9 protein-coding genes and 3 pseudogenes are annotated in these 14,153 nt (G+C 58.5%); 6 read left to right on the forward strand and 6 right to left on the reverse strand.

What is annotated here, in order from left to right; genetic code table 11:
• Nucleotides 1-144: 144 nt before the first annotated feature.
• On the forward strand, nt 145-2,214 hold the full coding sequence (locus ABIB90_RS41005) for a recombinase family protein (protein WP_354202916.1): 2,070 nt from the start codon (nt 145-147) through the stop codon (nt 2,212-2,214).
• On the opposite strand, the gene ABIB90_RS41010 is transcribed toward ABIB90_RS41005, so the two are convergent.
• From ABIB90_RS41010 to ABIB90_RS41020, 3 genes are all read right to left on the reverse strand, one after another.
• Nucleotides 2,184-3,256 (reverse strand): IS3 family transposase gene (locus ABIB90_RS41010; protein WP_502918270.1). Its coding sequence is split into 2 segments (ribosomal slippage): nt 2,184-2,995 and nt 2,995-3,256, totalling 1,074 coding nucleotides; the frame shifts between segments, so codons are not numbered across the junction. The two genes, ABIB90_RS41005 and ABIB90_RS41010, sit on opposite strands and share 31 nt — an antisense overlap.
• A 76-nt stretch (nt 3,257-3,332) precedes the next feature.
• The gene (locus tag ABIB90_RS41015) at nt 3,333-3,506 is read right to left on the reverse strand and encodes a hypothetical protein (protein WP_354202917.1); all 174 of its coding nucleotides are present in this window, start codon (nt 3,504-3,506) and stop codon (nt 3,333-3,335) included.
• 398 nt (nt 3,507-3,904) lie between these two features.
• On the reverse strand, nt 3,905-5,116 hold the full coding sequence (locus tag ABIB90_RS41020) for a M20 aminoacylase family protein (protein WP_354202918.1): 1,212 nt from the start codon (nt 5,114-5,116) through the stop codon (nt 3,905-3,907).
• A 588-nt stretch (nt 5,117-5,704) separates the two neighbouring features.
• Between ABIB90_RS41020 and ABIB90_RS41025 the strand changes: the two genes are divergently transcribed.
• The 5 genes and pseudogenes from ABIB90_RS41025 (at nt 5,705) to ABIB90_RS41045 (ending at nt 10,294) form a co-directional block, all read left to right on the forward strand.
• Complete coding sequence (locus ABIB90_RS41025; protein ID WP_354202919.1) at nt 5,705-6,895, forward strand: pyridoxal phosphate-dependent aminotransferase; 1,191 nt, start codon at nt 5,705-5,707, stop codon at nt 6,893-6,895.
• 375 nt (nt 6,896-7,270) lie between these two features.
• Nucleotides 7,271-7,810, forward strand: a complete 540-nt coding sequence (locus ABIB90_RS41030; RefSeq protein WP_354202920.1) for a thiamine pyrophosphate-binding protein — start codon at nt 7,271-7,273, stop codon at nt 7,808-7,810.
• A gap of 147 nt (nt 7,811-7,957) precedes the next feature.
• A complete protein-coding gene (locus ABIB90_RS41035; RefSeq protein ID WP_354202921.1) occupies nt 7,958-8,296 on the forward strand; it encodes a hypothetical protein in 339 nt (112 codons plus the stop codon).
• A gap of 32 nt (nt 8,297-8,328) precedes the next feature.
• Nucleotides 8,329-8,763, forward strand: a complete 435-nt coding sequence (locus tag ABIB90_RS41040) for a thiamine pyrophosphate-dependent enzyme (protein WP_354202923.1) — start codon at nt 8,329-8,331, stop codon at nt 8,761-8,763.
• A gap of 39 nt (nt 8,764-8,802) precedes the next feature.
• Nucleotides 8,803-10,294 (forward strand): annotated as a pseudogene (locus tag ABIB90_RS41045) (IS1182 family transposase).
• Between the two features lie 415 nt (nt 10,295-10,709).
• Here ABIB90_RS41045 and ABIB90_RS41050 read toward each other — a convergent pair.
• The 3 genes and pseudogenes from ABIB90_RS41050 to ABIB90_RS41060 all read right to left on the reverse strand — a co-directional run.
• Nucleotides 10,710-10,936: pseudogene (locus ABIB90_RS41050) on the reverse strand (NAD(P)/FAD-dependent oxidoreductase); the annotation flags it as partial.
• A gap of 723 nt (nt 10,937-11,659) precedes the next feature.
• Nucleotides 11,660-12,673: pseudogene (locus ABIB90_RS41055) on the reverse strand (acyl-CoA dehydrogenase family protein); the annotation flags it as partial.
• Between the two features lie 1,051 nt (nt 12,674-13,724).
• On the reverse strand, nt 13,725-14,153 hold a 429-nt coding region (locus tag ABIB90_RS41060), incomplete at its 5' end, for an enolase C-terminal domain-like protein (RefSeq protein WP_354202922.1).

Here is a 14,153-nt window from a genome sequence, read left to right on the forward strand (position 1 = left end):
GCGGCCTGTCGAACGGCGCCATCGGCGCACCAGCATGGCTGGAGCTGCCGGCGGAAGCCCGGGCGGCCCTCACAAGCCTGATGACGCAGTTGATCGTCGACCATGCTGCGATGACAGCGACGCCGCGCGCGAAGGAGGTCGGTCATGATCTCTGACAAGGTCAGGCCTCATCATCTGGAGCGCAAGGCGATTCTTTACGTGCGTCAATCCTCGGCACATCAGGTGTTGCACAATCGCGAGAGCAGCGCGTTGCAATACGCCATGCGGGACCGGCTGACGGCGCTCGGTTGGTCTGAGATCGAAGTGATCGATGATGATCTCGGTCGTTCAGCCGCCGGCGGGGTACAACGCGCTGGTTTTGAGCGGATGGTAGCGGAGGTTTGCCTCGGTAAGGTTGGTGCGGTTTGCGCCCGCGAGGTCTCGCGCTTCGCTCGCAACAGCCGGGATTGGCAGCAACTCATCGAGATGTGCCGCGTGGTCGACACCGTTCTGGTCGATCAGGAGACTATCTATGCGCCAAGGCACGGCAACGACCGCCTGCTGCTCGGGCTCAAGGGTAGCCTCAACGAGTACGAGCTGGATCTGTTGCGCCAGCGCTCGCTCTCGGCCCGCTACGAGAAGGCGCGCCGGGGCGAGTTGATTGTGGCGGCGCCCGTTGGCTTCGTGAAGGCCGGCGACCGCTATGAGAAAGATCCGGATCGGCGCGTCCAGGAAGCGATCCAGTTGGTGTTCGACAAGGTCGAGGAACTGGGCAGTGCCCGACAGGCGCTCTGCTGGCTCCACGAGTACAATCTCGATCTGCCGGTGAAGCAGTCCAACGGCGACACAGCCTGGCGGCGACCGAGTTACTCCGCCATCCACCGGATCATTCAGAACCCGGTCTACGGCGGCGCCTATGCCTATGGTAAGACGGCTGTGGCGGCGGGATACACCGCCGAGGGCGTGAGCGTGAAGATCCGCCGCAAGACGCGGAACGAATGGTTGACGTTGAAGCCTAATACCCACGACGGGTATGTGAGCTGGGAGAGGTTCGAGGCGATCCGCGCGATGGTCAGCAGCAACGTTCCCACTGGTCGGCATCACGGCGCGCCCAAGCATGGAGACGCGCTGCTGGCCGGTCTGATCCGGTGCAAGCGCTGCGGCCGCAAGCTCACGCTCCGGTACTCCGGCATGAAGCACCATATCCCGCGCTACAGCTGCAGCCGCGCTTGGATGGACAATGGCGGCCCTCACTGCATCGCCTTCGGAGGATTGCGCGTCGATGATGCAATCGAGGAAGCACTGCTTAGCGTTGTCGGCCCAGGCGCTATCGCCGCTGCAACCGCTGCTGCCAAGGAAGCCGGAGAACGACGGGATCAGGTGCGCGATGCTCTCAGTCGCGACCTCGAAGCGGCGCGCTATGCCGCCGACCGGGCTTTCCGGCAATACGATGCCGCTGACCCCGCGAACCGGCTGGTGGCGAGTGAGCTTGAAGCGCGCTGGAACAGAGCGCTCGCTCACGCGGCGGAGGTCGAGGACAAGATCGCTATGCATGATGCGGCGACGCCCGCACCCATTGCTGATCCAGCTTCGCTCGGCGTACTGGCCTCGAACCTCAAAACGGCCTGGGATGCGCCGACGACGGATGCTCGCCTCAAGAAGCGCATTGTGCGCACCCTCGTCCATGAGGTCGTGGCCGATATCGACGACGCGGCGTCCGAGATCGTTCTCATCGTCCACTGGGTGGGTGGCGCCCACAGCAAGTTGCGCTTGCCCAAGCGCCGGCGCGGACAGCGCAACAGCACTTCTGCCGATATTATCCAAGCCGTGCGTCAACTGGTACTGATCGCCAGCGACGATCTGATTGCCGGCCTCCTCAACCGCAACGGCCTCAAGACGGGCAACGGCAATCGCTGGAGCCGCGAGCGCGTCACATCAATGCGCTCGAACTACCACCTCCCGGTGTTCAAGCCCGCCGATGACGGGATCGAACCCTGGCTCAACCTTGGCAACGCCGCAAAGCTCCTGAAGATCGCGCCCAAGACGCTCCGGCTGGCCGCTGAAGCCGGCGAAATCGAAGCCTTCCATCCGCTATCGGACGGCCCGTGGATCTTCGCCCGCGCCTCGCTGATAACAACTGCCGCTCAATCTATCGCCGAACGAGTGCGACAGAACCCAAGATACCCCACGGGATCGCATCCCAATCAACAAAGTCTCTTCTCTTCAACAACATAGACAGATGGGTGTTCTGATGCGCGATTGTAGTCTCTGCGCCAATCCTCCATTTTCTGCCGCGCGTCGTCAAGGCTCAGGAACCAGTGCGTGTTCAGGCACTCGCTTCTGAACTTGCCGTTGAAAGATTCGATAAAGCTGTTGTCCGTCGGTTTTCCCGGCCGCGAGAAATCCAGCACCACACCCTTCTGGTAAGCCCAGATATCGAGATCACGGGAGATAAACTCTGATCCCTGGTCGACGCGAATCGTCCTGGGATAGCCAAGGAGCTTGCAGATACGCTCCAAGGTCAGCACGACATCCTCGCCTCGATAACTGAAGCGCGGATCGACGGCTGGCGAGAAGCGACTGAAGGTGTCCACAATCGTGAGAACACGGATCTTGCGGCCCGTGGCGAGCTGGTCGTGAACGAAGTCCATTGCCCAGGTCTCATTGATCTGGCGTGCTTCCGTCCTATCCTCGCGCAGCTTGGCCTTCACGCGACGCTTCGGCGCTTTGTTGCGTAATTGCAGGCTTAACTCCCGATAAAGACGATAGACGCGTTTGACGTTGATGGCCCAGCCGTCACGTTGCAGCAGGACATGGACCCGGCGATAGCCGTATCTCACCCGCGTCTCGCAGATGTCCTTGATCCGACTTTTGAGAGCGGCCTGGTCGCCGCGTTTCGACTTGTAGACGTACAGTGCGCGATCGATCCGAAGAGCCGAGCAGGCCCGCCTGATCGAGACCTTCCAGTCACTTCGCACCTTGTCGACAAGCTCACGCTTGCGGCCAGGCTTTAGAGCTTTTTTGACAGCACATCCTGAAGCATGGCCTTGTCCAACGACAGGTCGGCGACAATCCGCTTCAGCTTCGCGTTCTCTTCCTCAAGCTGACGCAGCCGCTTCATCTCCGAGGGCAACAGGCCAGCATATTTCTTCCGCCAATTGTAGAACGTCGCCTCGCTGATCCCGGCCTTGCGGCAGACCTCTGCCACTGCCGAGCCATCTTCAGCTTGCTTCAAAACAAATGCGATCTGCGCCTCTGAAAACTTCGATGCCTTCATGGAACTCTCCTCGTCCCGTCAGGGGATCATAAATGGAAAATTCCAGTTCAAACTGGCCTAATTTGGCGGGGGCACGTCAGTAGAGCCAGTATGCCCAATCAGTAGCCGTCATCTCTTCAGAATCGGTGGCTGCATCTGCAACCGGATAATCCCAGTCACCCGATAATTCAGCTTTGTCCAGAGCTGCTTTTACTTGCAACTCGAACGTGTCGCCTGCGTTCTGAGTGATGTCGCGAGGAGCACCTTGCATAGCTTACGTCCCTTATTTTGGCTATGGTCGTTACTGTTTACGGATACCAATGGACAGACGCCCAGCGTCTCTCCTCCCCGCCTTTTTTTTGCAAAGGACAAGCGCCTCAGGCAGATCCCTGCCATCGTCTATATACTTGCGAACCAAACCTAATCGAACAGTCCACCTTCTGGCCTTTATTACGACACTCCTCACCGATGATGTCAAAGCACGACTCCTGACCGCATGAGTAGTTGACTTGCAAGCTTTGCCGACCAAACGGCTAACCTCTGTTAGGAGAATGACTGACGAACTTTAATCGCCAGATCTTGGTCGGCAGATCAAACTTCTGGATGTACTTTCTCTCCTGCTCCGAAAGCGGCAAAGAACACTACACGCAAAAGGGCACGCTCTATGTGTCATTCATCGTATCCGGATCTGCTCAACCATTTGCGCGATAGCTCGACCCAATAAGTCGAGCCGAGGCTCAGAATTTGGTCATTAAAGTCGTAACTCGCATTGTGCAGCAGGCACGGACCTTGGGCGTGACCCAATTCGCGGTGCTCTCCATTTCCGTTACCCAAACCGGCGTAAGCACCTGGGCGTTCAAGCAGCATAAACGCGAAATCCTCAGCGCCCAGGCTCAAGTCCTTGTCGACGCTTGCGTCCACGTTGGTCTTTCCAACGATTGATTTCATTACTTCAGCTGCAAAACGCGCTTCATTAGGGGTGTTGACCAGGGCCGGACAGTGGTGCACGAATGTGAACTCGACTTGACAGTCGTGGGCCGCGGCAATGCTCTCGCTAATTGTTCGCATTTGCGATTGAATTAAATCCTCTGTCGCAAGGTCCAAGACTCGCACGGTACCAGCGAGCATCGCGGATTCCGGGATTGCGTTTCCTGCCTCGCCGGCGTGAAATCGGGTAACCGAGATCACCGCTGTGTCTGCTGGCCTCTTGGCACGAGTAATGATCCCCTGCAGCGCATTGTAGATCTGCACAGCGGTGAACACTGGATCCTTGCCCTTGTGCGGCGTCGCAGCGTGCGCGCCGACTCCGATGATCCGGATGCGGAAGCCACTCGCTGACGAATAGACTGCGCCCGGCCGAATGGCAAAAGTTCCAACAGGGAAACCCGGTAGATTGTGCAGAGCAAAGACCGCATCGACGGGAAACTTCTTGAACAGCCCATCATCGATCATCGCTTTCGCGCCCTCGCCCAGCTCCTCAGCCGGCTGGAAAATGAAGACGATCGTGCCGTCGAAATCGCGCGTGCGCGCCAGATGTCGCGCAGCGCCCAACAATATCGCGACATGCCCGTCGTGCCCGCAAGCATGCATTTTGCCGCCGTTCTGCGAACGGTGAGCGAATGTGTTGGCCTCCTGCATTGGCAACGCATCCATGTCGGCGCGCAATCCGATCGATCGCGTCCCGTTGCCCACTCGCAGTACACCCACGACGCCGGTGCGCCCAACTCCTCGATGCACCTCGATTCCCCAGGAGGCCAAAGTCTCGGCGATCAGGTCAGCGGTCTGCGTCTCCTCAAAACCAAGCTCCGGATTGGAGTGTAAACGGCGTCGGAGCGCCTGAATTTCTTCCTGCCCCAGTGCAATCTCAGGTATGACATTCATTGTAGACCCTCGGACTGAATTGATCGAACGCCGCACCTTTGCGCCGGCGTTTGACTAGATCTCGTATGAAACGTGCGAGGGGCCTTCAGAAGAGGCCCGGATTTTTGGTCAGCGCTTTAGAAGATTTCGGCTCATCGCTCCCAATTCGCACCTCACCTGCAGAGGTTCGACGATGTTGCTGGCGTCGCCGACGTCAGAGACTGAGCAGCAGGCGATCGGGCCGCGCACAATGGCTGCCTGACGAAGCTACACAGACAGTGACAAGCAAGTTGCTGCAGCCCAAGCGCCCATGTTGGAAGTTCACTATAATCTTTACGACTGCATTTTTTCTGCAAAAAGATCTGCAAAACTGAACTTTGCAACCAAGAAATGTGGCTTTTGCGTCCTTATCGGCAAATAGGTTCGCTATTCTCGCGATGGGAAACGCGATCTCAGCAATGCAAGGAAGTGAAAGGGTGGCATGCCACTGGTTCGGTGAGGCGATCCGCGCCAGCCGGGCTGAAATTGCTTGCCACTCAGTCGGATTGTCGTTCGCCCGCTGATCGACAGATCGCTCCATTTGCAAATATCCACTCACAGGAATCCGCAATGCGTTACGCATCTCGAGTCCAACAGATCGCCGGTAAGGCATCAACTGCCTGGGACATGCATATGGTCGCCAATCAGAAACGCGCCCGCGGAGAGCCTGCCATTCTGATGACGGTTGGCGACACAGATTTCGCGAGCCCGACCCCAGCGATCGCCGCTGTGCATGAGAGTCTCGCGCGTGGGCGGACCTATTACACACCAAGTGCAGGCGGCCTTCCGATGCGGGAGGCAATTGCGCGGCGTCATGCCCACCAGACTGGACAGCGTACCGATGCCGATCAGGTCGTTGTCACTGTTGGCGCGCAGAATGCTCTGCTCACTGCTGCCCTTTGCCTTATCGAGCCGGGCGACCAGGTGTTGGTGCCCGAACCCATGTACCTCACTTATCCAGGTACAATAGCCGCCGCCGGGGGCGTAACCGTCAGCGTGCGCTCGCCGGCAAACAACCGCTTCCATCCGCTGATCAATGAATTGGAGGCGGCCATCGGTCCCCGCACCCGCGCAATCTTTTTGGCAACGCCCAATAATCCCACAGGCGCGGTCTATACGATGGAGGAACTCTCCGGGATCGCGGCCCTGTGTCAGAAGTATGATCTTTGGCTGGTTTCGGACGAAGTTTATGGCGACCTTGTCTATGATGGACGACATGTCTCACCCTGTACACTTCCCGGGATGTCGGCCCGCACGATCACAATCAACAGCCTTTCCAAGTCGCATGCGATGGCCGGTTGGCGGCTCGGCTGGATGATCGGTCCGCCGGAGTTGGCGCAGTGTGCTGGTCAACTAGCCTACTGCTCGACTTACGGCATTCCGACCTTTCTGCAGGATGCGGCAGTGGTTGCCTTGGATCACTTTCCGGACGGCCTACCAGAGCTGCAAGCGGCATATCGCCGTCGGCGCGACCGGTTCTGCGAGCGACTGGAAGCTGTTCACCTCTTATCCTGCCGCCGACCGGAGGGCGGAATGTTTGTCATGCTGGATACACGCGCCAGCGGTCTGTCGGCCTATGACTTTGCCATGGGGCTCGTCGTCGAAGAAGGCGTCGCGACCTTGCCTGCGGACGATTTTGGCGAAAGCGCGACCGGCTATTTGCGAATCAATCTGGGCGTCCCCGACACCGAGATCGACGAAGCGGCACTGCGCCTCGTCCGGTACGCCGAGCGGCTCGGCCGGCATCGAGCCGCCTCCTGAAAGAGCCGTTCGGCATGAAACCGTTGTGAGATGAAGCACGGCGTTACTAGTCCTGCGGACTACATTCTGAACACCGCGAATGATGAAGATGAGCCACCGGTATTCTGACCATCTTACCTCAGCGCAGTACATCGAGAATCAGCTGCGGTTCTGAATACTTTTCGCAGGCTGGTCGCGTGAGGCGAAACGGCGTCGCCATGTTGTCCCATCTGGTTCGGGCAAATCCAAGTTCCGCCCTGTCTTAATCTTGTGGAAGAGCTCGCTCGTTGCGACCTGCGCTTTGCCAGGAATCTCAAGCCCAACGATTCGTCGCCGACACTTCGAAGGAAAGGACGCACAATAAACGGCGCAGATTTGCTATGCGACACACTTCTGGTGAACGGCGTAAATATCTGTTTCGCAAATCCCGGGACATCGGACTTCGTCGCGGCTCTCGATCGTAAGACTGACATGCGCTGCGTCCTGGGACTTTCCGAAGCCGTCGTGACGGGAGCGGCCGATGGCTATGCGCGCATGGCCGACAAAGCCGCGGCAACGCTCCTGCACTGCGGTCCTGGATTAGCTAACGGCCTTTCCAATATCCACAATGAGAAGCGGGCTCGGACGCCGATGGTTAACATCGTTGGCGATCACGCCACCTACCATCTCGAACTTGATGCGCCTCTTACCAGTGATATCGAAGGCTTGGCACGGTGTCGCATTGGATCGGACGGGTCGGCCATATGCGCGATATTCGAAAATGCACCGAGGCAGACTATTCGGCGGCCTATGCAACGCGCGGGCCATCGACTTTCGAGTGACGCCGCAGGTGGCGAGTACCGTCGGAAAACATCTCGCCAATCAAGCGTCCAGAGCCGCCAACTGTCGACCTCGCTTCATTGGCAGCTTGTGTGCGCGCTCTGCGTGGCGGGCTGAACACTGCGATTTTCCTGTCGGGTCAGGCAATGAGAGAAAAGGCTCTCCATCCCCGCGGCACGGATATCTGCGGCAACAGGCGCGCAGCTCTTTTCAACGAGCTCCGGGCGGTATCAACGAGGTGCCGGTCGGATTGCGGTGAGGTCGGTGGCATGCAGTATCGACTTTGCTTTGCACGTTCTGAAGGAAATTAAGGTAGCGATTTGCGTTGGTTCCGGCCAGCCAGTCGGCTTCTTTGCATATCCTGGGAAGCCGGGGACTTTGCTCCCAAAAGGTTGCCAAATTATCCAGCTCGCGGGGCACGAACATGACCTGCCGCAAGTGATCGCGAGCCTTCCCGAGGCGCTTGGATTGAGTGACAAGGCGCCCTATGTGACGAACACCTTGCGTCAGGACGAAATAGCAGATCCTACCGCCAACGCGCTGACCGCGGATGCGTTGCTCGCCGACTTCCGGAACAGGCGATCATTGTCGATGAATCTATAACGTCTGGCGGGCAATACTACGCCTTGGCGGACATGCTTCCGCCTCATGATCTCCTTCCTCTCACAGGAGGAGCGATCGGCATCGGCATTCCGCTTGCGAGTGGCGCGGCGATTGCTGCGCCCGGTCGAAAAGTCGTGGCGCTTCAACCCGACGGAAGTAGTATGTACACAGTGCAAGGCCTGTGGACGCAGGCGCGCGAAAAACTCAACGTATTGACGATAGTGTATGCCAACAGAGCCTATCGGATTCTGCAGGGCGAAATGACAAATTTCGGCGTGAACGTTTATGGTGTCAATGCGAAACGTATGCTTGAGCCTGACGAACCTCGCCTCGACTGGTGCGCGCTTGCTAGGGGAATGGGAGTGGAAGCTGGACGGGCACAAACGGCGCTCGAATTCAGGCGCCTTCTCGAGGCTGGCTTGGCCGCTAATGGCCCAGGCCGTGTGAAAACGTTCTGTTTCCGGTGATTCGCGCGATAGGATTCCCTGCAGTTGCGGGGACGTCCAATGAAGCGCCTTGTTGAAGGGGTGGATCGCGGGCAGAGCATGCTGTTTCCAGCTTCGCTCGACGACTATGTGACCGTCGATAATGCAGTGCGAGCGGTCGACGTGTTCGTTGAGAGTCTCGATCTGGGCAAGCTCGGGTTCATCGGCATCCAGCCATTCGACACGGGCCGGCCCAGCTATCACCCGGGTACGATGCTCGAGCTTTACATTTAAGGCTATCTAAATCGGCTTTCGTCAAGCAGACGTTTGGAGCGGGAATGCCAGCGCAACATCGAGATGATCTGGTTGACGGGTCAGTTGGCGCCGGATTTCAAGTTGATCGCTGACTTCCGCAAGGACAATGGCAAGGCCATTCGTGAGGTCTGTCGCGAGTTCGTCGCGTTGTGCCGTAAGCTTGAGCTGTTCAGTGCTGCGAGCGTCGCCATCGACGGATCAAAATTCAAAGCCGTCAATGCGCGGGACAAGAACTTCACAGAGGCCAAGATGAAGAGGCGTCTGGAGCGCATCGATGAGAGCATCGCCCGCTATCTCTCTCAGCTTGAGACCGCCGATCGGCATGGCGACGCGGTGCCGGAGGCGAAGATTGAGCGGTTGAATGGCAAGATCGAGAAGCTCAAGGAGGAGGTTGTGCGGCTCAACACCGTCAATGCGGAGATGATCAAGAGCGAGGACAAGCAGATTTCGCTGACCGATCCCGATGCGCGCTCGATGGCGACGAGCGGTAAGGACACCGGGATCGTTGGCTATTAACGTGCAGATCGCAGTAGATACGCAGCATCATCTCATCGTGGCTCACGAAGTGACCAACATCGGCGCCGATCGCCACGAACTCGCTAACATGTCCAGGCAGGCTCGTGACGCGATGATAGTCGACACGCTCGAAGTGGTGGCAGACCGCGGCTATTACGATGGAGTGGAGATCGTGGCCTGCGAGGAAGCCGGCATAACGGTGACGCTGCCGAAGCCAATGACTTCCGGCGCGAAAGCCGCCGGCCGCTTCGGCAAACAGGATTTCGTCTACGTAGCGGCCGACGATGTTTATCGCTGTTCTGCCGGCGAGCGGCTGAACTATCACTTCACGAACGTAGAGGACGGAAAGGCCCTACGCCGCTATTGGACGAGCAGCTGCAAAACTTGCGCGCTAAAAGCTCAGTGCACGACAGGCCCCGAGCGCCGCATCTCACGCTGGGAGCACGAGGCCGTTCTGGAGAAAGTTCAGCATCGGCTCGACCACAACCCCAACGCAATGGGTGTCCGCCGTCAGACAGTGGAGCATCCGTTCGGCACGATAAAGGGGTGGATGGGAGCAACACACTTTCTCACGAGAGAGCTGCCAAAGGTGGCCACCGAGATGTCGCTCAATGTGCTGGCCTACAACATGAAGCGCGTGATGATGATCGTAGGCGTAGGCGGATTGCTGGAGGCGATGCAGGCGCGAGGTCGGCTTTTCACCACCAAATCAGCGCCAGATGAAGCTTCAGGTCGCTCCTAAGATGACAGGAGGTCGATCCCCTCGCATCAATCCCTCCGCGGCCGCGGAATGCGCCGGGTAGGCCTCAAGTTGCACCATTTTCACACGGCCTGGGCCCCTTCCTGATCGAGGCGGTCATTGAGTAGTTGCACCGAGAAGCCGCAAGTAGCAGCTGGGGACGAGCGACCGATCACAGCCGCCTTCTCAAGATCCGATCTCGCGTTCCGCGGGCGTTTGCCGGCGCATCAATATCGAATGACCATGATGTCCGAGTCCGATCGCAAAGAGCCCACAACAGGCGTTCGCCAGTTTATAGCCCGAACCGACTATGTCCGAGATCAGCCAGCCAGGAACGGCAGATTGCGGCGACGGCGGCGCCCGCACTCAACCCCGGCTGGCATGCGGATCGGCCGCCTGCTATGCTTGAGCTGCGTTCTCAGTAGCGCTCAGGACGATATGGAAATGGAGCGACGATACACCATTCATAAGCTCGGCGAGCAGACGACCAGTGGTTGGTCCAAGTGTAAAACCTTGATGGCCATGTCCAAAGTGCAGCCACAGGCCGTGGTGACGCGGCGCGTGTCCGATCACCGGCAGCATGTCAAGCATGCAGGGTCTCGTCCCGAACCAAGGCTCTTGCTCGACCGACCTGTTTAAGCGGATTGAGATCGGGACTGTAGGGCGTCATGAAGAACAGATGCGCACCCATGGCGCGCGAAAGACCATGACTTTCAGAGCAACTTTGCTGAACGACCAAATCGGCGCACCTTTGGTCATCGACGGCCCCATCAATTCACCCTCTATGTTGAGAAGTGTAGGGGCCAAAGACGCTTTCCGCTCGGGCCCCTCCGCGCAATCTGACGCCATGTTGGTCTTGATTCGGGTCTCGTCGACAAAGATCAGGCGTTAAGCGTCAATTTTGCCTTGATGGGCCTTCCAGCGCGTCGGATTGTGGAATCTTGTTCAGCCGGCACGATCGCGTTTTGAAACTCAGCCCGCGGCGTGGACAGACGTCCCCACCGCCCGCAGATCCGTCTTGATCCCGCGCGTCACCAACTCCTTTGTCAACTTCCGCAAGCTGATGGCCCCAAGCGAACACGCTGGCGCAGTCAGTTGGCATTGGCACCGGACAGAACCGACTTCTTGTGACCACCGACGGAACGCCTCTCGTCTCCCGCCTCAAATTCTTTCACTTCGTTACACAGGAGGGGCTGATCCGAAGTGCCTCTGCAATCGACGAAGTGTCTCCCCTGCGTCGGTCAGTGTTAGAGCGCGTTCACGAGCGTCTTACGAATAGGATCGCATCATCCATGCTGGCCCTCATTCTCCAGAATGGAGTTCGAAGTGGAATTCGGTGACATGCCCTAGCTTCCAAAGGGTCACAAATCACGGCAGCGCGCCCGCCTCACTCACCCGACGAAGGTGGTAGTCAGCATCGCCAAACGTGTGCTCGATCATGGTCAGCCGCTTAAAGTAGTGGCCGATCTTAGCCGTCATGGTCATTCCGATCCCGCCATGAAGCTGGATCGACTGCTGACCGATGAATTTTCCGCTCCTGCCGATCTGCACTTTAGCCGCGGCGACGGCTTTTGCGCGCTCGGCAGCATTATCGATATCCGCGGCCATGGTGGCGTACATCGACATCGAGCGCGCCTGTTCGAGCGCCACAAACATGTCCGCGGCGCGGTGCTGCAGACTCTGGAACGAGCCGATTGGCACTCCGAACTGCTTTCGCGCCTTCATATAATCGACTGTCACCTTCAGCGATTCGTCCATCAGGCCGACCGCTTCCGCGCAAAGCGCGGTGCGGGCGTCGTCAGCCACCCGCTCGACCAGCGGCAACGCGTTCTCGGGATCGCCGATCGCAGCTGCGCTGCCCACCTCGACACTTGTGAAGCTCACGTCGGCGGCATGCAGCCCATCTTGGGTCAGGTAGCACCTTTTGGAAATGCCTCGCGCGTCGGTAGGCACCAGAAGGACCGCAATACCGCTGCTATCGCGTTGAGCGCCTTTGGTGCGCACGGTGACAATCAACGTGTCGGCGTTCTCGCCATTGAGAACAACAAATTTTTCGCCGTCAATGACCCATCCATCGCCGCTCTTCTTCGCGGAGGTCGTCACGTCATTCAGATCATAGCGAGAGCTCTTTTCAAGTTGCGCGAATCCAAAGGTCTTGCTACCGTCAATAATCTCAGGCAGATGAGCTGCCTTCTGCACGTTCGAACCGCCATGCCGCAGGAAACCGCCGCCGATCACAACGGTGGCGAGATAAGGCTCGACCACAAGCGCTCGGCCGAACGCTTCCATCACGATCATAGTCTCCACGCCGCCGCCACCAAACCCGCTATCGGCTTCGGCAAAAGGGAGTCCGAGCAGACCCTGCTCAGCAAAGCGGCTCCAGGTTAGGATGGCGACGCCTTCTCCATGCATGCCAATTGGAAGAGGCCTCGAAGAGAGGTGGAGTCGAACGCGAAGTGTATCGAGAGGACTGGCGAGGGGCAAAGCACCCGCCTGTTATCAGCGCCCTTGGTGGCGATACCAACCATTTTCTCCTTTCTGGCCCCTGCGAACCCGTTAGACGATGGTGCCCCATGTCCGCGTTCGACTTCTCGTTTTTAGTTTGTCCCACAGTGTGATGACTAGAGGCGTGTTGCTTCCCGTCGAGCGAGCGCGAAAGATTGCTTAGCTATTCTGCATTCTATCTCCGCCAGGAATGGGCATCCTGAATTTCGGGAGCGAGAACATCGCCCATCCTGTACTCCTAAATGCATTCAGCCGCCCCTTCACAGTGTTGCCGCCACTCTGCACCAAGGTCTGTAGCAACGGTCGTGCCAGTTGAGTAGTCTATAATTCGCGAGCAATCACCGGCGTTATGAACCGAACAGACATCGTACGCTGTGCGAAATCGGAAAAGCATTAACAGTTCGACCGTCGTTTCCATAGCCGCGCGACGGGCTGGTCCAAATTTGCTAGCGTTCATTATCTCTCAGCTCGATGCGAATAGATGTGCGCTAACGTTCGCTTGCCGTTCGAGTGCTGTGGGCCTGCGAACGGTCGAATACAGAAGCCTGGGTTTGCGCTAGCAAGACGCGCAGTTGAGGCGTTTTCGAAACGACGGCTCACGAGCGAGGAGTTCCCAGAACGGCTTCCGACGCTCGCGCAGTCCTTGATGCTGCCATCGTCGACCTGCCAGCTCGTTCGATGAGCGGCGTACCGCAATAGCCTGTCCTAAGCAGACCACCGACGTCATTGTCTAGCTCGAGGGTTCTTCGATCAGCCTACGCTTGATCAGCGCTGATCCGCGGACCTGGGATGATCGTGAACGTGAGCGAGGACGGGAGAAGCATCGCTCGCCGTCTGCCCGGATCATCAGATGCGTGGCAGGGGTCGCGAGAGTAGAGTGACTAGCGCCCTGCCAATCAGCAATGCTGCGAACGCGCGCTGCGGCTGATCACCGCCTAGCAAATCGGGCCAGCGCCTTGCGATCGATCTCGATGCCCAATCCCGACCCGTTCGGCACGGGGACGATGCCGCGAGTGTGCTCGATGGTTTCGGTGACAATCGCCTGCCGGAGCGGGTTTTCGGTTCGGTCGAACTCCAGCAACGGCGCCACTGATATGGGCGAGGACCGCGTGTGCGGCGGCAGAACGGCGAGCAGATGCAGCGACGCGGCAATTGCAATCCCGGTACCCCAAACATGCGGAGTATAACGGACGCCGAACACCTCTGCCATATCGGCGATCTTCTTGCATTCGGACAATCCGCCGGCCGCGCAAATGTCGGGTTGCGCGATATCAAGCGCGCCCGAGACGAACAGGTTGCGGAACCCGAAGCGAGTGAACTCACATTCTCCGCCTGCGATCGGGATCGAGATTGCCGC

Origin of the sequence: Bradyrhizobium sp. JR4.1, from assembly GCF_040548605.1 — a bacterium.
GTDB lineage: Bacteria > Pseudomonadota > Alphaproteobacteria > Rhizobiales > Xanthobacteraceae > Bradyrhizobium > Bradyrhizobium canariense.